General features: G+C 62.5%; 12 protein-coding genes, 2 pseudogenes and 1 riboswitch. Of the genes and pseudogenes, 8 read left to right on the top strand and 6 right to left on the bottom strand.

Features of this window, described 5'->3' with window-relative positions:
• Window positions 1-42 precede the first annotated feature (42 nt).
• From H3V09_RS03510 to H3V09_RS03500, 3 genes are all read left to right on the top strand, one after another.
• The gene (locus tag H3V09_RS03510) at window positions 43-3,474 is read left to right on the top strand and encodes a tetratricopeptide repeat protein (protein WP_232339350.1); all 3,432 of its coding nucleotides are present in this window, start codon (window positions 43-45) and stop codon (window positions 3,472-3,474) included.
• Window positions 3,467-6,055, top strand: a complete 2,589-nt coding sequence (gene ligA / locus H3V09_RS03505) for an NAD-dependent DNA ligase LigA (RefSeq protein ID WP_198190954.1) — start codon at window positions 3,467-3,469, stop codon at window positions 6,053-6,055. Before H3V09_RS03510 ends, ligA begins: the two co-directional genes overlap by 8 nt.
• 69 nt (window positions 6,056-6,124) lie before the next feature.
• Complete coding sequence (locus H3V09_RS03500) at window positions 6,125-7,321, top strand: Mrp/NBP35 family ATP-binding protein (RefSeq protein WP_110425465.1); 1,197 nt, start codon at window positions 6,125-6,127, stop codon at window positions 7,319-7,321.
• Between the two features lie 38 nt (window positions 7,322-7,359).
• Here the strand turns inward: H3V09_RS03500 and H3V09_RS03495 are convergent, their stop codons facing one another.
• The 5 genes from H3V09_RS03495 to H3V09_RS03475 form a co-directional block, all read right to left on the bottom strand.
• The gene (locus H3V09_RS03495) at window positions 7,360-8,706 is read right to left on the bottom strand and encodes an MFS transporter (protein ID WP_198190953.1); all 1,347 of its coding nucleotides are present in this window, start codon (window positions 8,704-8,706) and stop codon (window positions 7,360-7,362) included.
• A 201-nt stretch (window positions 8,707-8,907) separates the two neighbouring features.
• A complete protein-coding gene (glnA, locus tag H3V09_RS03490) occupies window positions 8,908-10,344 on the bottom strand; it encodes a type I glutamate--ammonia ligase (protein ID WP_198190952.1) in 1,437 nt (478 codons plus the stop codon).
• A gap of 145 nt (window positions 10,345-10,489) precedes the next feature.
• Window positions 10,490-11,224, bottom strand: coding sequence for a DUF4191 domain-containing protein (locus H3V09_RS03485; RefSeq protein ID WP_110425462.1), 735 nt, complete (start codon window positions 11,222-11,224; stop codon window positions 10,490-10,492).
• A 48-nt stretch (window positions 11,225-11,272) separates the two neighbouring features.
• Window positions 11,273-12,760 carry a dihydrolipoyl dehydrogenase family protein gene (locus tag H3V09_RS03480; protein ID WP_198190951.1) on the bottom strand — a complete coding sequence of 496 codons (1,488 nt, stop codon included), beginning with the start codon at window positions 12,758-12,760 and terminating at the stop codon, window positions 11,273-11,275.
• 141 nt (window positions 12,761-12,901) lie between these two features.
• Window positions 12,902-13,528, bottom strand: coding sequence for a DUF3043 domain-containing protein (locus H3V09_RS03475; RefSeq protein ID WP_198190950.1), 627 nt, complete (start codon window positions 13,526-13,528; stop codon window positions 12,902-12,904).
• A 66-nt stretch (window positions 13,529-13,594) separates the two neighbouring features.
• On the opposite strand from H3V09_RS03475, the gene H3V09_RS03470 reads away from it, so the two are divergent.
• The 5 genes and pseudogenes from H3V09_RS03470 to H3V09_RS09160 all read left to right on the top strand — a co-directional run bounded on the left by H3V09_RS03470 (window position 13,595) and on the right by H3V09_RS09160 (window position 18,345).
• Window positions 13,595-14,971 carry a dipeptidase gene (locus tag H3V09_RS03470; RefSeq protein WP_198190949.1) on the top strand — a complete coding sequence of 459 codons (1,377 nt, stop codon included), beginning with the start codon at window positions 13,595-13,597 and terminating at the stop codon, window positions 14,969-14,971.
• 28 nt (window positions 14,972-14,999) lie between these two features.
• Window positions 15,000-15,115, top strand: a riboswitch (TPP riboswitch).
• Window positions 15,116-15,164: 49 nt separating this feature from the next.
• Window positions 15,165-15,839, top strand: a complete 675-nt coding sequence (locus H3V09_RS03465; RefSeq protein ID WP_082097765.1) for an ECF transporter S component — start codon at window positions 15,165-15,167, stop codon at window positions 15,837-15,839.
• Window positions 15,814-16,410 (top strand): annotated as a pseudogene (locus H3V09_RS09170) (energy-coupling factor ABC transporter ATP-binding protein); the annotation flags it as partial. The gene H3V09_RS03465 and the pseudogene H3V09_RS09170, both read left to right, overlap by 26 nt.
• Window positions 16,384-17,307, top strand: a pseudogene (locus H3V09_RS09165) (ATP-binding cassette domain-containing protein); the annotation flags it as partial. The pseudogenes H3V09_RS09170 and H3V09_RS09165, both read left to right, overlap by 27 nt.
• 42 nt (window positions 17,308-17,349) lie before the next feature.
• Window positions 17,350-18,345: an energy-coupling factor transporter transmembrane component T family protein gene (locus H3V09_RS09160; protein WP_396177961.1), complete on the top strand. Its 996-nt coding sequence runs from the start codon at window positions 17,350-17,352 to the stop codon at window positions 18,343-18,345.
• Window positions 18,346-18,457: 112 nt separating this feature from the next.
• Here the strand turns inward: H3V09_RS09160 and H3V09_RS03455 are convergent, their stop codons facing one another.
• Window positions 18,458-19,078, bottom strand: coding sequence for a superoxide dismutase (locus H3V09_RS03455; protein WP_015022073.1), 621 nt, complete (start codon window positions 19,076-19,078; stop codon window positions 18,458-18,460).
• Window positions 19,079-19,109 lie beyond the last annotated feature (31 nt).

The raw sequence follows: 19,109 nt of genomic DNA, 5'->3' as shown, positions 1-19,109 counted from the left end.
TCTAACGGCGACATGTCGGGCTGGATTGGGACAATCAAAGGTATGTCCAAGAACGCGAAGAAGTCCCGGGGGTTCGGGGATCTGTCCGGCCTGGGCCGTTCCATTCTTTCCTCACTGGAGGGACTGGTCGGCTCCTCTCGTCCGACTACTGGGAGTCGCGGGGATCGTCCCCTGGATTCTTCGGTGGCCGACTTGGTCGATCTGATCAACCGGACGGGGCACCACCCAGATGATCGGCAGATGCGCGAATTTCTGGCCTCCCACAGCCGTGTTCTGGGCATCGCAGTCAAGCGTCGGCTTTTTCCGCGCCTGCAGGGCGTTCCCGATGGTCTGACACTTGGCTGGGTCCAATGGCCTGATGCACCAGGCCGCGGCTTTGCGCTAGGTATCTTCACCGATCGTCGTCACTTCGCCCAGATTGCTCTGGCCGACGACCATGGCCGGGTCTTCATCGGCGAGCAGAGCCGGATGGACTTACAGAACATGGAGCCTGCCTTCTTGCTGGGCCGGGAGGAGGAGGTGACCCTGGCCGACGGTCGTCGGCTGGGCCGCGATCCGGGTCAGGATTCGGGCCCGGTCCGCGCCCTGCAGGGTGCTGTAGCAGGCCGTGACGATGCCGGCCACATGCGTTGGCTGGCCTCCTGGCTGCGAGCCGATGGTCGCTATTCACTTGAGCAGCTGCGTCCGCTCCTGCCTCCTGAGATGCGCCTGGACCTGGAGTATAGGGATGCCGTGGCCATTGCCTTCTTCGCTGCTTACCTGCTGCCGCGCATCCAGGGAACCTTCACTGGGTTCGGCTCGGGCAACATCTTCTACCGGCTCAACCGGGAGGCGCCCATGGGAGCCATCCGACGCAGCGTGGGTGACATGATCCAGGCACGCTCCCATGGACAGCGGGTCTCCGGTCTGGAGGATCTGTTCGCCGACCTGATGCGCGAGGCTGGGGCCCTATCGCCCGTCTCAGGCCTTGAGGCCGTTCATGGGGCGGAGCCCCTGCATCTGTATGCTTCCTCTTATTCGGGCGCCTACTTCCTGAGCTGGGACAATGGGCTGGAGTTCACTGCCGCCCTTGCAGCCCTGCGCATTGAGGGCAATCTCAATAGGTTCGCCGCTGTCAGCGCCTGGCTGGAACGCAATGCGCGCCTGGGAACGCTGCCCACCGAGGACTCGATCAACCGTGTCCAGGCAACCCGGCTGGACCAGGCACTTTTGGATGATCCTGCCATTGTCGCCTTGCTGCGCCCGGGGGACTATCCGATTCGCTTCGATCCACTGGAGGACGACGGGCGGACTGCCATCAATGCCATGGTCGACAAGGCTGCGGCGACCGCCGTTATGGTGAGTCAACAGGCTCCCCAGGCGCTGCCTGTGCGAGCGGACGGCCAGGGTCAGGAGCCGGTGCGATCCGAATGGGTCTACCGGCAGACGCTGTCCATGCTGATGCGATCCCTCCGGCTGCCCTTCCGCTTCGATGTGGAGTTCAGGTCCAATCTCGCCCAAGGACAGGTGGCCCTGGCCTTCACTGCGGCAGGACGCACCATGATGCCCTCCAGCCGCTATGAGGACCAGTCGCGGGCCTGGCGGGATCTGGACGACGGCGAGCGATCCGCCATGAGCGCTGACTACAACCTGCGCGTCGGGCTGATGATGGCTGCCCTGGCCTTTGGGGTGGATCCGTCCGTGCGCGAGGTCAGCCTGCAGATCGACTCCATCGGTCTGGAAGAGGCTGTCGACCAGCAGAACTCGGCTATCAGGGCCATGATGGGACAGGCCCTGGAGGCCTTTGAGCGCATGCGTTCAGGCGAGGTGGCCCCCACCGGGTCCAAGGCTGATCCCAAGGATGGCGACGTGCACGGTGATCCCACCAAGCCCATTGCCTCCCGGATGGCTCCGGAGCAGCAAGAGGGGAACGAGGAGGACAAGGCCGAGGATCAGGGTGACAAGGAATCTGTGGACCGTGAGTTCAAGGATCTCATGCAGGGCGTGGACCTTGACTCTGCCGCCTTTGCGCCGCCGTCGTCAGCCAATGAATCCGACGCGGATGAGTCGACTGCTGATGATGCATCGAAGGAGGATGTCTCGAATGATGATGCCTCTGCAGACAAGACTGACGACGACGCATCGCAGAATCCGCTCAGCGCCCTGCAGAGCAATCCGACCATCCGCACCCTGGTCTCGGTGGTATTCAGCAGGGAGCTCTTCCTCTCCCGCATCCGTTCACAGGGTTTGAAGGATCCACGTGCCATCTACCGCTTCTTCGACGCGGCCATGCAGGTGGATCTCCAAGGCGGGCTCAAGCCTACTGAGGCTGAGTTTGACATGCGCGATGACCGCTTCAGCCCCCATGGCAGTCAGGAGGAACCCGAGTTCTCCGAGGTGGCCTTTGCTGACAAGTCTGCCAAGGCCCTGGGCGCACATAAGGCCGTGGATCTGTCCATCCAGCGTGCCGACCTGTTGCAGAGGGCTGTAGGCGGTTTCCACCAGCTGGCCTCGGACCGGACCATGACATCAGCGGCCAAGGCCCAGGCGGCCACAGGCATCATCCAGAGTATTGGCGACCCGGAGCTGGAACAGCTGGCCCCCCAGGTTGCCAGTGCCATGATCGATGGCACCCCTGTTCCAGACTTTGACTTCTCCCTGTCCTCCCAGCTGGACAAGGAGCGCGTCAAAGCCCGTGATCTGCTCTTCTCCGGTGGGGCAGCCCAGGGCATACAGGTTGAACAAGACGCTATCGCTCATCTGGATGCCGTCTTTGCGGCCGAAGGCCAGGTACCCCGCTACTTCAACTCCTATGCCGAGCGGGTGGTCTACAACCGCCTCTTCGCCACACCGGGAGAGCGGACCCTGCTCATTCCTGACAACCTCTTCTATGCCCACTTGGAGATAGCCGACCTGCTGGCTCAGATCAAGGAGGACCAGGCGGCCCTCAAGCATCTGAACGCCATGGTGGCCTATGCGCCCGCCTATCCGCTTTCCCACCTGAAGCTGGCGGTCATGCTGGCTAACCGGGAGGACTGGGATTCGGCACGGGCTGCCACGCTCAACGCCCTGCGGGTGGCCCTGGACCGGGACGATGCCTCTTTCGCCTACTATCGCCTGGCCTATGCCTCATGGATGCGCGACGAATTCGACGTGGCTGCAGCGGCCTACCTGATGAGCGAGCACATCAGTCCCGACCGGATACCAGCCCTCAAGAGTGAGCTGGCCGAGCTGCAGGCCAGGGCCCGCTCCCAGTGCGTGGTTCTGCCTGAAGACCACAGGCAGGCCCGACGGGTGCTGGCAGAACACGGCCTGCCGGTCTGGCCTCACACCGAAGTGGCTTCGATAGTGCGCCAGGCCGCGCGCATCTGTGTGGATGGTGGGCTCTTCGTCCCGGCCCGAACACTGACAATGGCGGCCGCAAGGATGAACGACGACGATAATGAAGGTGTTGATGTGGTACAGGCACAGTTCATGAGGTCGCTCAATGCATGACAAAACAGCTCAGGAAGATATTCAGCAAACCCGTGATGAGGGCGGGAATGCCGAGTCCAGGCCCAGGCCGGGCACTGACCGATGGATAGCCTCCCTGCAGCCCGACGATGCTGATGCCATGCGACTGGGGGAGTTGGATTTTGACTCTCTGGGAGCCCAGCAGGCCCAGCGTCTCTGGTCCAGACTGGCTGCCTGGGTGGAGTCCGACCAGGTCGCCTACTACATAGACGATGCGCCGGTCTCCTCTGATGCGGCCTATGATGCCCGGATGCGCTGCCTACAGGAGCTGGAGTCCCGCTTCCCCAGCTTGGACACACCCCAGTCGCCGACGCACCGGGTCGGAGGGACTTTCTCCAACGACTTCGCTTCCGTCCGTCACCCCTCCCAGATGCTCAGCTTGGATGACGTCTTCAGCGTCGCAGAGCTGCGTCAGTGGTATGACGGACTTCGTAACGAGCTCGACTGGCCAGAGGGCAAGGCCCTGCCCATGACCAGCGAGGTCAAGATAGACGGTCTGGCCCTCAACCTCCTCTACCGTAACGGGGTCCTGGAGCAGGGCCTGACAAGGGGGGACGGCGTTACCGGGGAGGACATCACCCTGAACGTCAGGACCATTTCGAGCATTCCGCAGAACCTGTCTGGGCCTGCCAGTGATATTCCCGAGTTCGTGGAGGTCCGTGGCGAGGTCTTCATGCGGTTCGATGACTTCAATGCCTTGAACGAGCAGCAGGAGCAGGAGGGCAAGGCGCCCTTCGCCAACCCCCGAAACGCCGCCGCGGGGTCACTGAGGCAGAAGGATCCACGCATCACGGCCAGCCGCCGTCTGAGCTTCTACGCCCATGGCCTTGGTTCATTGAGGTGGGGACCGGCCCATCCCAGGGGGACACACGACGAGGTCATCGACCAGTCCCAGGCTTATGACCTCTATAAGCAGTGGGGAATCCCGGTCTCCCCCCACAATCGGGTCGTCACGTCCTTCGGCCAGATCCTGAACATGATCGACTATTACGGCCAGCACCGCAATGACATCGAACATGCCCTGGACGGCATCGTGGTCAAGCTGCAGGACCGGGATCTTCAGCGCAGGCTGGGTGCTACTTCACGTGCGCCCCGTTGGGCCGTGGCCTACAAATACCCCCCGGAGGAGGTCAATACCCGGCTTTTGGACATCTCCGTCCAAGTGGGCCGGACCGGGCGAATCACCCCGGTGGCTGTTCTCACTCCGGTCACTGTGGCAGGATCCACGGTCTCCAGGACCACCCTTCACAACGCCTCCGAGGTCAAGCGCAAGGGCATTCTGATCGGGGACACGGTCGTGGTTCGCAAGGCAGGCGATGTGATCCCTGAGCTGGTCGGACCGGTTATCGAGGCCAGGAAGGGGCGCGAAAAGGAACTGAGACCCTTCATCATGCCCGAGACCTGCCCCAGCTGCGGTGCCCGGCTGGCCCCGGCCAAGGAGGGCGATGTGGACATCCGTTGCCCCAATGTGGAGTCCTGCCCGGCCCAGCTGACCGAGCGGATCATCCACATGGCCTCGCGAAAGGCTCTGGACATCGAGCATCTGGGGGAGCAGAGCGCCATAGCCCTGACCAACCCTGATGAGAACCGGCCCGATTCCGTGGAGGTCTACGCTCCCGGACTGCGTGAGGTCCTGGTCGACCAAGGCGGCCAGGCAGCCCAGTATCAGCCGGACCCGGACCTGAAGCTTCCGCCTCGTCAGGAACCTGTCCTGACCAGCGAGGCGGGTCTCTTCGACTTGAAGGTGGAGGATTTGCGCCAGGTCTATGTCTGGCGTGAGGTTCCCCTGATGGAGCAGGCGGAGGTCGAAGGCCGGCAGGGACGTGCCACAACCAAGCGCCGGACTGGCGGCAGCGGTCTCTGGTACCGGGTGCCTGCCTTCTACAACCTGCCCAAGGGCGCCCAGGCTGGCCAGGGCGAGCGGGCTATGAACAGCCATGAGACCCAGGTCCAGGAGGCCGCCCTGGGCAGTGCCGACGCCCAACCCTCCAGGAACACCCTGCAGATGCTTGAAGAGATCGACAAGGCCAAGCATGCCGACCTGTGGAGGGTCCTGGTGGCCCTGTCCATCCGACACCTGGGACCGACCTCGGCCCGGGCCATCGCCACCCGCTTCCCGTCGCTCAAGGCCGTGGAGGAAGCCAGCGTGGAGGATCTGTCCGAGCTGGACGGTGTGGGCCCCGAGATCGCGCACTCCATCCACGACTGGTTCCAGGGTGCTCGGCAGCCCGACGACTGGCGTGGACGCATCCTGGATGCCTGGCAGGCAGCTGGCGTCGGCGCTCATGTCGAGCGCAGCACTAAGCCACAGACTCTAAAGGGCATGACCGTGGTGGTCACTGGCAGCCTGGAGGACTTCTCCAGGGACTCCGCCAAGGAGGCCATCGTGGAGCGCGGCGGCAAGGCTTCAGGATCCGTAAGTAAAAAGACCACCTATGTGGTGGTGGGCGCCAACCCGGGCTCTAAGGCCGAAAAGGCTGAGAGCCTGGGCCTGCCAATCCTGGACGAGGCGGCCTTCCACCGCCTGCTTGACACTGGCGATCCCAGCCCAGCCCAAGGTTGATTGTGACATTCGCAATATCCGACCAGCCGCGCCCTAGCAGCCGATGGCTGGGCGCGATATGGTGACGGCATGGAACAAGTAGAGCATCGCAAGGAAGGGACCCGGGATCTGGAGGAGCTGCCTCGAAGAATCAAGGGGGAGGTCTATGAGCGGCTCAGTCGGGTCATCGATCCAGAGCTGGGACGGTCCATTACCGATTTGGGCATGATCACCGACATCATTGTCGAGCCAGCCAGGGATGCCCAGGCCGACTATGAGGTGACCGTGCGGGTGGAACTGACCATCAAGGGATGCCCGTTGTCGACCACCATCACCAACCAGATCAACGGCACCGTGACCTCCTACCCGCGAGCCCGGCTGCGCCCCCATATCGATGTTTCCTCCATGAGCCGGGAGAAGCTGGACAACCTGGTAGCCGACCTCAAGGCCGCCCGGCGCAGCAACCCCTTCTCCAAGCCCGGCGTGGGCACCCGCATCTTCGCCATTGCCTCGGGCAAGGGCGGCGTGGGCAAGTCCTCGGTGACAGTCAATCTTGCGGCCACGCTGGCTGCCCTAGGCTATGACACGGCTGCCATCGACGCGGACATCTACGGATTCTCCCTGCCTGGGCTCTTCGGCGTACACAGCCGGCCCACCAACTTGCACGGCATGCTGATGCCGGTCACCGCATGGGGGGTCAAGCTGATTTCCATCGGCATGTTCGCCGGGTCGGACCGGGCCATTCTCTGGAGGGGTCCGCGCCTGCAGCGCTCGCTTGAGCAGTTCCTATCCGATGTCTGGTGGGGTGACCCCGATGTGCTCCTGCTGGATCTGGCCCCAGGCACCGGGGACATGGCCCTGTCCGTGGCGCAGGCCCTGCCCAACAGCCGTCTGATCGTGGTCACCACCCCCCAGCCGTCGGCCTCACAGGTGGCCGTGCGTTCAGGGCTGGTGGCCCTTCAGCTGCCCACCAAGGTCCAGGGTGTAATTGAAAACATGTCCTGGTACGAGCACAATGGCGAGCGGCTGCGCATCTTCGGTCAGGGAGGCGGCCAGCGTGTGGCCGACCAGCTGACCCGTGACTTGGGGTATCAGGTACCCCTGCTGGAGCAGCTACCCCTGCAGACTGACCTGCGCGAATCGGGGGAGTCCGGCCGGCCGGCTGTGCTCAGATCAGACGGCTCCCTGGATGATTCGCCGCTGACCAAACGATTCGTGGACCTGGCCAAGACCCTGATGGCAGGTTCGGAACCTGGCGATGCCCGTCGGGCCGCCGGTGAAGACTGACTCTACGTTTTTAATCCGGTGCCGTACCTTGTCTGAGATTAGATGGCGGCTGGGCTCTTTTGGCTGGTGATCTGCCGCGAGGGAATGGCCAGGAACCAGGGGACTGCCAGCACGACCAGCCCGATGGCGCACATGGCCAGGAAGGGAATGACCTCATGCCCGGCCAGGACGTAGGAGGCGAACATGGGTCCCACGATGTAGCCCAGGGAGGCGGCCGTGTTGAGTAGCCCGAACATGCGTCCACTGAACGATGGCCCGGCCAGCTCGGCGGCCACCACCGGCTGGGAGATGCCCATCATGACCTCGCCCAGTCCGAAGATGGTGATGCCCAGAGAGGCCACGCTCAGGGCGCCTGGGGTGGAATCCAGGCGCAGGCCCAGGACGATGATCACCCAGGCTGCGGCCCAGAAGACCGGCACGGTGCGCAACAGGCGCACATGGTTGGCGTCCTTGAGCCGTGGCAGCAGCACGATGTTCATGATGACCACCGAGAAGGTGTTGACTACATCCACCACTGACAGGGACCAACGGGGGATGTGTGGATCAGAGATCAGGGTGGTGACCAGGCCGGCATCGAACTGGGAGTAGCCGAACAGGTCCATGAAGAAGGTTCCTAAGGTCAGCAGAACCATGGAGGCCAGCACCCTGGTCAGGGAGCTGGTCCGCCCGCCGAAGGTACCGTTGATGGTCATGCTTTTATTGCCGTCTGACTGTTTGTTCTGCAGGACATGGGTTGCCCCTGCGGATTCCTGGACGGCCTCCCGCTCCGCCTGAGCCTTGAGCTCAGCCGTCAAGCGGCGTAGCTGCCAGTGTCGTTCGATGACCAGCAGGGACAGGCTGAGCAGAGCGAACCCCAGGGCCCTACCGCCGAAGCCGAGCCGATAGAGGAAGTCCTGACCACCAGCGGCCAGCAGCCCGCCAACGGCCGCTCCAAGGCCGATGCCCAGGTTGAGCTCGGCCTGGTTGATGCCGTAGACGATTCGGTGCTGCTCCCTGGTGGAGATCTGCGTCAGAATGCTGGCCCAGGAGGTCTGCATGCCCATCCCCAGGCCCGAGACGAAGGCTCCCGCCACTGCTGCCCGGTAGTCGTGGGCCACAGTGAAGATCAGGGGGCCGATGACCGAGAAGATCATGGCCGTATGCATGGCCAGCCAGGAGGAACGCCGGTCCGAGACCCATCCGATGATGGGGTTGGAGATTAGCGATCCTACCGAGCTGATGGTCACCAGGAGGGCGGCCTCGCTCATGGTGGCGCCCAGAGAATGGGTGGCGAAGAGCAGCTCGATGGGCATGACCAGGCCGATGCCGAAGTTGCACATAAGGTCCACGATGAGCATGGCTCGCAGGTATACGGGCAACTCCATGAACTCACGTAGCCAGCGCATCGGTCTCCACCTCCATCGAATCTGTTTTCATGCCTCTCCTCATTCTGGCCTGACCGCCAGCCGGGATGCCGGGACTGGCGTGTTGCCGTCAATGGGCGGATGCCGATGGTCGTGATAATGCAAAGAGGCCCGACCCTTCAGCAGGAAGGATCGGGCCTTATGTGACCTGGCCGGCTAGTCGGCGTCAGTCGTTATGCGAACTCAGATGTGGAAGTAGAGCTCGTACTCCAGGGGGGTGGGGGCCAGACGGGTCTGGTCCAGCTCGCCGCGCTTCAAGTCCAGCCAGGTCTGAATCAGGTCGTCGGTGAAGACATCGCCTTCGCTCAGGAAGTCGTGATCCTCCTCCAGAGCGTTCAGAGCCTCCTCCAGGGAGCCGGGTACCTGCTTGATCTGGGCATGCTCTTCTGGGGGCAGCTCATAGAGGTCCTTGTCGATGGGGGCCGGTGGCTCGGTATGGTTGAGGATGCCGTCCAGTCCTGCCATCAGCTGGGCCGAGAAGGCCAGGAAGGGGTTGCAGGAGGGGTCGGGGGCGCGGAACTCGATCCTCTTGGCAGCCGGTGAAGTGCCGGCCAGGGGGATGCGGATGGCTGCCGATCGGTTCCGGGCCGAGTAGACCAGGTTGACCGGGGCCTCATACCCGGGAACCAGCCGCTTGTAGGAGTTGGTGGAGGGGTTGGTAAAGGCCAGGACGGACGAGGCATGCTCAATCAGGCCGCCGACATACCAGCGGGCGATGTCGGAGAGTCCGCCGTAGCCATTCTCGTCATAGAAGAGGGGCTTGCCATCCTTCCAGAGGGACTGGTGGCAGTGCATGCCGGTCCCGTTGTCCCCAGCGATGGGCTTGGGCATGAAGGTGGCCGCCTTGCCGGCCAGGGCAGCGGTCTCGTGGACCACGTACTTATACTTCATCAGATCGTCGCCAGCGTGCAGCAGGGTGTTGAAACGGTAGTTGATCTCCTGCTGGCCGGCGCCGCCCACCTCGTGATGGGAACGCTCCAGAATCAGGCCCACCTTCTGCAGGTTGGCAACCATGTCGTCGCGCAGATCTTGGTAGTGGTCGATGGGTGGTACGGGGAAGTAGCCCCTCTTGACACGATTCTTGAAGCCGATGTTGTCGGAGCCATCCTCCTCGACATCCACGCCTGAATTCCATGGGGCCTCGATCGAGTCGACCTCATAGAAAGAGCGCTGCATGCTGTTCTCGAAACGGACCTTGTCGAAGATGAAGAACTCAGCCTCAGGAGCGAAGGAGGCCGTGTCGGCGATTCCGGTGGAGCGCAGGTAGGCCTCGGCCTTGGAAGCGATCTGCCGGGGATCACGCGAGTAGGGCTCGTCGGTCACCGGGTCCACGATGGAGAAAGCCACATTCATAGTGCGATGACGGCGGAAGGGATCCAGATAGGCGGTTTCAGGGTCCGGAATCAGCTTCATGTCGGACTCATTGATGGCTTGGAATCCCTGTACTGAGGAGCCGTCGAAGGCCATGCCGTCCGTGAAGGCGTCCTTGAGAAATTCGCTGGCAGGTACGGTGAAGTGCTGCTGGACGCCGATCAGATCCGTGAACCTGACTGAGACGTATTCCACGCCCTCCTGGTTGATCACAGCTTCGCAATCGGCCTTTGATTTCAGTTCTCTCACTGAACTGCTCCTTTCCTGGAAAACCGTAACGGTCACCCAGTCTAGGGGACCGCTTTTTTCGGTAATGCGCCGCTGAGGTTACGGGGGTGTTTCATGCGAAGGTCCCGGCGCCTCCCTTGGGGAGAGACCGGGACCTTCAAAAACATCAGCGTCCGCGCATGGCCTTGCGGCTGACGTGTATCTTGGTCGGATCGATGCCCTTGGGCATCCCCAAGGCGCTCTGCCGCTTTTGCAGGGTGACCAGCCGGTCGTTGAGGGTCTCCAGCTCAGTGGGTGTCAGCTTGATCTTCTTCTTGATCACGGTGCGCTGGAGCTTGTTGAGCGGGACCTGGTCAGGGCCGTGGCCCACGCTGATGCGGTAGATGGGGATGGCCGATCCGCGGGTGATGCGGCGGATCTTCTCCTCTTCGCGATTCATGGCCTTGTTGACGCGGTTGTAATCGCCCTCGGCTATCAGATAGACCCCGGTGCGGCCGGTGCCCCTCCAGACGGCATCCTTGGTCTTGGCATCAATCCAGACGGGTTCCTGGGGGAAGGAGAAGCCTGCCTTGGAGATGCTGCTCAGGACGGCGGCGGCAGCACCTGGGCGGCCCTCCATCTTGGCATAGCCGACTCTGTCGGAGCGCCTGGTCAGGGTCATGGTGGCCAGGAGCAGGCCGACCATGATGCCCAGAAGCACAGTCAGGATCCAGGACAACCAGCCGAAGTGGGCCAGCAGGCAGATCACGACTGCTATCAGTGTGGGCACCAGGATGGCCGCGGCCAGCAGCCAGGGAAGGGCCTTGTCCTCTGCGTGAGTAAATTGATAGATTTTGACGATCTGACTGATCGTGCTGTTCTTCTTTTTTGCCTTTTTGCCCTTGGTGTCCTCTGTAGCCATGCCATCCTCACTCGGAAACGTTCACTGGTTGACCAGTCTACCGCATGCCTAACGCATATTCAGGGGTCTGCCGTCAGCCTTGAGCAGGGCCTCTCCAATGGCTTCCGAGAAGGTGGGATGGGGGTGGATGAGCCCGGCTGCCCGGTGCAGGGGAATCTGGTTGCCCACCAGCTGCTGGGCCTCGGCAATATTCTCGGAGGCTTGGGGAGATACCATCTCCAGACCGACCACTATCTGCTTCTCCATGTCGGTGGCTTGGCAGGCGGTGATCAGGCTGAGGGTGCCCTGCATGCCGCTCATGCGCATGCGCGAGTTGGACATCATAGGGTAGATGGTCTCCCTGACCTGGTTCAGCGATGGATCGTCCTCGGCTTCCTGACGGCTGAAGCCCACAGCTGCGGCCTGGGGGGAGGAGAAGACCACGCGGGGAATGGTGGCCTCGTTGACCGGCTCGGGGTCCAGACCGGAGGCGGCATCAGCCAGGGTGATGCCCTGTTGGAAGGCCCTGTGGGCCAGATGGTGACCCGGGGTGATGTCCCCCAGGGCCCAGACCCGATCACGGCTGGTGCGCCCCTGAGAGTCGGTCAGGACCTGGCCATGTTCGTCCAGGTCAATGCCCAGCTCCTTCATGTGCTCGGGGTCAGTATTGGGATCCCTGCCGATGGCCACCAAGACCAGATCAGTTTCGATTGCTCCCGCCTGGCCCTTGTCATCCGTTGGCTGGTAGTCGACCTGAATGCCTCCATCAGCGGGTAGACGGTGCCCGCCCGAACAGCGGGCATGGGTGATGATCTGAATTCCCTGACGCTCCAGCTCCCGGGTCATGATCTGACCGGTCCGCCGACCCCAGTGGGAGAGCACCCGGTCCCGTCTGACCATCAGGGTCACCTGGCAGCCGGCTTGATTCCAAATGGTGGCGAATTCCAGGGCTACAGCCCCTGATCCAATAATCAAGGCGCGTCGGGGGAAAGGCTTGAGGGTCAGGGCCCGGTCAGTGTCAATGACCAGATCATCGAAGGGGAGTTCTTCCAGGACCCTGGCATGAGAACCGGTGGCCAGGATGGTATCGCAGGTGGTCAGGCGTGTTCGATTGCCGTCATCGTCAGTCACTTCTACCAGACCGTCGCCGACGATGGTGCCATGGCCATGCACCACAGTGATGCCGCGTTGCTTCAAAAGACTCGACAGGCCCCCGGTCATGGCATCCACCATCCGGTCCTGATAATCCTGGAGCTTCTGGTAGTCGATATTGGCCGACTCGACATTGATGCCCATGGCGGCCCCAAGGTCGGCCTGTTCGAGAACCTGTGTGGCGGTCAGCAGGGCCTTGGTGGGGATGCATCCTCGGTTCAGGCAGACGCCGCCAACCACAGGGTCCTGTTCGACCAGGGCCACCCGTCCGCCCAGCTCTGCCGTGCGAAGGGCCGTGGCATAGCCGCCCGGGCCGGATCCGATGATGATGGTGTCGTACTGGCGGCTGTTGGCATCCCATGGGTCGAGAGACTCTGTACCGGGTTGGTTGATCGATTGCTGCATAGCAATCCATGCTAGCCGTACAGGCTGGGAGAATGAAGACCATTCGCAGAATGTGGAGCGAATACGAAAACCGCCCGGAACCTCAAGAGGAACCGGGCGGTGTGACCGACCGCAGGCAGGGACATCAAAAATAATCGATTGTCACTTGGGCCAGTGCCCACGCTTGCTCTGGTTGGGCTTGGGGACCCGCCAGCGCCGGACCATCATGGCCCGCTGCCAGGCATAGGAGGCCGAGCGTGAGCCCTTGGCCACCGAGCGCTCGCCGAATTTGTCGATCAACAGGCGCTTGAGTTTGCGCCACATCAGCCAGGTATCGACCAGGGCCACGATCAGATAGCCGTATAGAAGAATGGTCACCACCATGGTGAATGTGGCATAATATTTCGGACCTACGAACATGCCCATCAGGGTGGCCACGAACATGAGGATGATGGCCGGGAAGATCCATTCCAGCAGATTGAAGCGGGCGTCCACATAGTCGCGGATGTAGATTCTCCAGGGCAGGCGCTCCGACTTGGGCATGTGGTCGATGTCGCCGGTCCTCATGGCCTCATACTGGGCATCCTCACGGGCTCGGATCCGGGCCTTGGCGGCCTTGCGTGAGGCCTTGCGGTCCTTGGGGACCAGCGGACGCAGGTTCCTTGCCTCGGCCTGCTTGCGCTTGGGTGTGGGGCGTCCCTTACCTCGTACCTCTGCAGCAGAGGCGACCTGGTCCGCCTCAGCCTCTTTGTCCCGTCGATCCTTGCGTGAGAAGGGGTTCCATGTCATGCGAACAGGTTACGGTGACGCCTAGACTCGCAAGCATTGATTCACAAGCAATTACAGGAGGTAGCGATGGCAAAGCTGGGCCTGGAAACGATCCGCACACGTGTTCAGGACGATGAGAGCCGGGTCGTCGATCTGCTCAAGGACAAGATCTCCCTGGCCTCAGTTTCAGCCAAGGGAATCACCGGGGATCACATGCGGCGCTCAGCCGACTATGTGGCCGGACAGCTGCGGCAGGTGGGTGTGGACGCCCATGTGGTCCAGGCAACCAATCCTGACGGGACCCCTGGTGCCTTCGAGGTCATCGGATCCCGTCAAGTGGATCCCAATGCTCCGACTGTTCTGCTCTATGCTCATCACGATGTGCAGCCGGTGCCCGATCCCTCCCAGTGGTCCACTGATCCCTTTACCGGTGTGGAGAAGGAGGGACGGCTCTACGGACGTGGGTCGGCCGACGACGGAGGCGGTATTGCCATCCACTCGGGTGCCTTGCATGCCTTGGGCAAGGACCTGCGCGTCAACGTCAAGGTCTTTATTGAGGGGGAGGAGGAGATGGGCTCGCAAAGCTTCATCCCCTTCCTTCAGGCTCATCGGGACGACTTCGCCTCGGATCTGATCATCGTGGCTGACTCGGGCAACTGGTCGGCGGACACCCCAAGCCTGACCACCTCTCTGCGAGGGAATGCGGACCTGGATGTCACGGTCACAGCCCTGGAGCATCCGGTCCACTCCGGCCAGTTCGGCGGGCCTATTTTGGATGCCAACACTTTGGCTGCCATGCTGATCGCCTCCATGTATGACGACCAGGGTCAGCTTGCGGTGCCCGGCCTGGAGAGCGGCCAGCCTATCGGCGGCCTGCAGCGTGACCTGGACCAGGCCCAGCTGCGTTCAGATGCCGGTGTGGTGGACTCCTACCGGCTGGCCGGAACCGACTCCCTGGCATCCCGTCTCTGGACCAAGCCGGCAGCGGCGGTGATTGGCTTCGATGCCCACCCGGTGGAGGGCTCCTTCAACGTGCTGGCCGACAAGACCCGCTTCCGCATTTCCCTGCGCACCGCGCCCACCCAGCGGCCCGAACAGGCCGTACAAGCCCTAACTGATTTTCTGGTCGCCCATGCACCTCAAGGGGCCAGGGTGGAGGTCACCCCTAGCGGCTTGGGCATGGGATGGGCCATGGATGCCGAAAGCCCGGTAGTCAAGCAGGCTGAGGATGCCATGCGGCAGGCCTTTGGACGCGACCCGGTCAACAAGGGCGAGGGCGGATCCATCCCCTTCATTCCCGAGCTCAAGCGGCTATTCCCTGAGGCCCAGGTCCTGGTGACCGGCCCCGAGGATCCCCAGTCCAACGCCCACAGCCCAAATGAGTCCATCTCCCTGCAGGGGCTGGTCGACAACATCATCACCGAGGCCCTTTTGTTGGATTCCCTAGGCGAGGGTCAGAACTGACTTTTTTGACCACGGCGTGTTCTAAGGTAATAGGTGACACGGGGGCCGTATGCCTGAGGGCGTGCGGCTGAGAGGAGGCTCAGCCTCAACCGGACGAACGTTTACCGGGTAATGCCGGCGCACGGATGTCACTGGACCCGTGCCTGAACGGGATGGCGCTCATAGGGAGCGCCCCGAGGAAAGGCACAAGATCATGACCGATGGTCATTTCATAAACAACACTGCTTCTGGATCAGAGCCGGAGTCTGAAGGAACTCCATCCCAGGTCAGAATCCCCTCCAAACGGTGGAGGGTGGTGGATATCGCCGTAGCCTCGGTCATCGGGGTGGCCTCCGCCGTCATCTACTGGGTGGTCGCCATGGTAACCACCATTCCCTGGTCCTTCCTGGACGGGGTTGTGCCCGGTCTGGGCGGCATTCTCAACGGCCTCTACCTGTTCGCCGGGCCCCTGGCATCGGTCATCGTGCGCAAACCGGGTGCTGCCGTCTATGCCGAGCTGGTCGCCGCCATCCTGGAGTCGCTGCTGGGCAGCCTTTGGGTGCCTGTGGAGACCATACTGATCGGCCTGCTTCAGGGCTTCATGGCCGAACTGGTCTTTATGCTGCTGCGTTACCGGCGTTGGAACATGTCCACGGTGGCACTGTCGGGTGCTGCCGCTGGTTTCGGCTGCTGGCTGTACTCCTTCTGCACGCACTTGCAGGCCATCAACCTCACCGGCCCCTATGGTGTGATCTATCTGATAGCCACCCTGATTTCGGGCGCTCTGATCGCCGGAGTACTGGTTTGGTACCTCTACAAGGCCATTGCCGCCACCGGGGCTCTGGACCGCTTCGCCTCCGGCCGTGATATTCGTATGGCCGGGAAGTAGAGGCTCGGGCGTGGATCAGAGCATCCAAGACAATCCCTATCGACCCGCAGCCTTGGAACTGCGTGGCTGGGGTTATCGGCATGCCTACAGGAACCACTTCGCCGTCAGGGATTTGTCCCTGAGCATTCCTGCAGGTCAGCGGGTGCTTCTGCTGGGAGCCTCCGGCATTGGCAAATCGACCATCCTTGAGGGTGTGGCCGGGTTGCTGGGCGATCATGCCCCGCAGAGTGGCCAGGACCAGGTTGAGGACGATGAAGGCGGAGTGACCCAGGGCCAGGTCTTGATTGACGGCAATCCTGCCGTATCCAGCCGGGGGCGTGTGGGCCTGGTCCTGCAGGATCCGGATGCGCAGGCCATCTTTCAGCGACTGGGCGACAATGTGGCTTTCGGGCCCGAGAACATGGGGCTGCCTCCTGAAGAGATCTGGCCAAGGGTGCGGAAGGCCATGGCCGAGGTGGGTTTGGCTGACCTGCAGCTGACTCGGTCCACCATGCATCTGAGCGGAGGGCAGATGCAGCGTCTGGCCCTGGCGGGTGCTCTGGCCATGCAGCCTGGGCTGCTCCTGCTGGACGAGCCCACGGCCAATCTGGACCCGGTCGGTGTCGAGCAGATAGTCGATGCTGTCAGAAAGGTCCTGGATCGGCAGGGCTCTACCATGATTCTGGTCGAACACCGGGCAGGGCCATGGATGGACATGATCGACCGGGTCATCGTGCTTGGGCTGGGTGAGGTTGAAGACAATACCGGCGGATCGGGCGCTGCGGCCTATCGCAAGACCGTGATCATGGCCGACGGCAGCCCCGAGGAGGTCTTCACTGATCCTGGCCTGGATCTTGCCGCCTTGGGCATATGGGTTCCCGAGGCTTATAGGAGTGTACGGGATTCGCTGCCTGAGCTTGGATGTGACCGGGGCCAGGCTGGGCAATCCGGCCCCAGTCAGGATGATCATCCCGTCTTGCTGGCTGCAAATGATCTGGCGGTGGGCCGTCAGGGCCGGGCGGTTGCCGAACACATCAATCTGGAATTCAGGGCTGGGCAGGTCACTGCCCTGGTCGGAGCCAACGGGGCTGGCAAATCCACGCTGGCTATGACTCTGGCTGGTCTGCTGGAGCCAGTGGCTGGTTCGGTCCTTGCCCAGGATCGTCTGCTTCAGGGACCTCAGGGGCATACGCCTGCGGAGTCCGAGCCCATACGATGGACCTCATCCCAGCTGGCGGCGCGCATCGCCTATGTCTTTCAGAATCCCGAGCATCAGTTCGCCCGAGGCACGGTCCTGGATGAGGTCAAGCTGGCCCCCATCCGCACCGGCATGACCGAGGACCAGGCCCAGGCCCGCGCCCTGGGATTGTTGGGGCGCTTCAGGTTGAGGCAGTACGCGCGTGCCAACCCTTACACGCTCTCTGGCGGCGAGAAGCGGCGGCTCACCGTGGCCTCAGCTCTGGCCGCTGCACCCCAGGTGCTGATCCTTGACGAGCCCACCTTCGGCCAGGACAGGAACACCTGGGTCAGCATGGCCCAGCTGATTGCAGACCTGCGCGATCAAGGAGCCTGCATCATCCTGGTCACCCACGACCGGGAACTTGTCCAGGCCCTGGATGCCCGCCTGGTGGAAATGACGCCTCCGGGAGTCCAGAAGGCCGTCTGGCCTGTAGCCGGGTCAGATTTGCAGGCTCATCAGGAGACTGTTGCTGCCAGATTGACCGTCACGCCCATGGATCAGCGGGACGAGCCGATCAAGCCGGCCAGCAGGTCGCCATACATAGCATCCATCAATCCGGCCTTCCGTCTGATCGGGGCCTTTCTGGCGGCTCTGCCCCTGTTGATCAGCCTGGACCCGGTCTCGGCCACGACGGCCCTGATCCTGGAGTTCCTGCTGCTGGGTACTGCAGGCTTCACGCCCCTGCGCGTGGTCAGATCCACCTGGCCCATCTTCCTGGGGGCGCCAGGTTCGGCCCTGGCGATCATCCTCTATGGCAAGAGCGGCGGTGCCACCTTCTGGCAGTGGGGGATGATCCACATCACCCAGCGCTCGCTGGACCTGGCCCTGGCTACTGCACTGCGAATCCTGGCCATAGGAATCCCCGCCATCATCACTGTTCTGGGCATCGATGCCACCGACCTGGCCGACGCCTTCAGCCAGGTGCTCCATCTGCCTGACCGCTTCGTCTACGGGGGACTGGCAGGTATGCGGCTTTTTACTGTTCTTAAGGATGATTGGTCGGCGCTGACCGCCTCTCGCCGCAGTCGTGGACTGGGCGATGAAAACCGCTTTAAGGCCTTTATGCCCCAAGCCTTCGCCCTGCTGGTTCTGTCGATCAGGCGTTCGACGACATTGGCTACAGCCATGGAGGCTCGAGGCTTCGGTGGCAGCACACCGCGCACCCATGCCAGGGTCTCCCAGGTCAGACCACGTGATGTGGGCTTCCTGCTCATATGTCTATCTGTGCCTGCAATCTCACTGACCGTGGCTGCGCTGACCGGCTCCATCGCCTTCTTCGGCAACTGACTGTCAGGGTTTTCCGCAGCAGACTCCAGATATGGAGGGACCCCGGTCCTTTCCACCTCCCGCAGAGAGGGGAAAGGACCGGGGTCCGCCTGTGGTTGGAAGCGCCGGTCTTTTACCTGGCCAGAGTGGTGTTGATGTTGCGCACCTCGTCGAACCGCTTGGAGGCGTCCTCCCAGTTGACGATGTGCCACCAGGCCTTGACGTAGCTGGCCCGGTCGTTCAGGTACTCCAGGTAGTAGGCGTGCTCCCAGAGGTCCAGCAGGACCAGCGGGAAGATGGTGACTGGCAGGTTGCCCTGGTGGTCGTACATCTGCAGGGTGACCAGGCGCTCACCCAGCGTATCCCAGGCAAGGACGGCCCAGCCGGAGCCCTGGATGCCTGCGCACATGGACTCGAAGTAGGTCTGGAAGCCCTGGAAGGACCCGAACTGGTCCTCGATGGCGGCCTTGAGTTCGCCAGTGGGCTCCTGGCCGATGGCCGGGGCCATGTTCTTCCAGAAGATGGAGTGGTTCTTGTGCCCGGCCAGGTTGAAGGCCAGGTTCTTCTCCAGCAGGTTGGACTGGGCCACGTTGCCGGACTCGGCCGCGTCATGAATCTGCTCCAGGGCCTTGTTGGCCCCGTTCACATAAGCCTGATGGTGCTTGTCATGGTGCAGCTCCATGATCTTGCCGGACACGTACGGCTCCAGTGCCGAGTAGTCGTAGGGCAGATCGGGAAGTGTGTATACGGGCATATTGTCTCCTCACAATGATTCTGGTCAAGCC

Source organism: Bifidobacterium sp. M0399 (genome assembly GCF_016100595.1).
Lineage (GTDB): Bacteria > Actinomycetota > Actinomycetes > Actinomycetales > Bifidobacteriaceae > Bombiscardovia > Bombiscardovia polysaccharolytica.
This window is presented reverse-complemented; position numbering and strand designations above follow the sequence as displayed.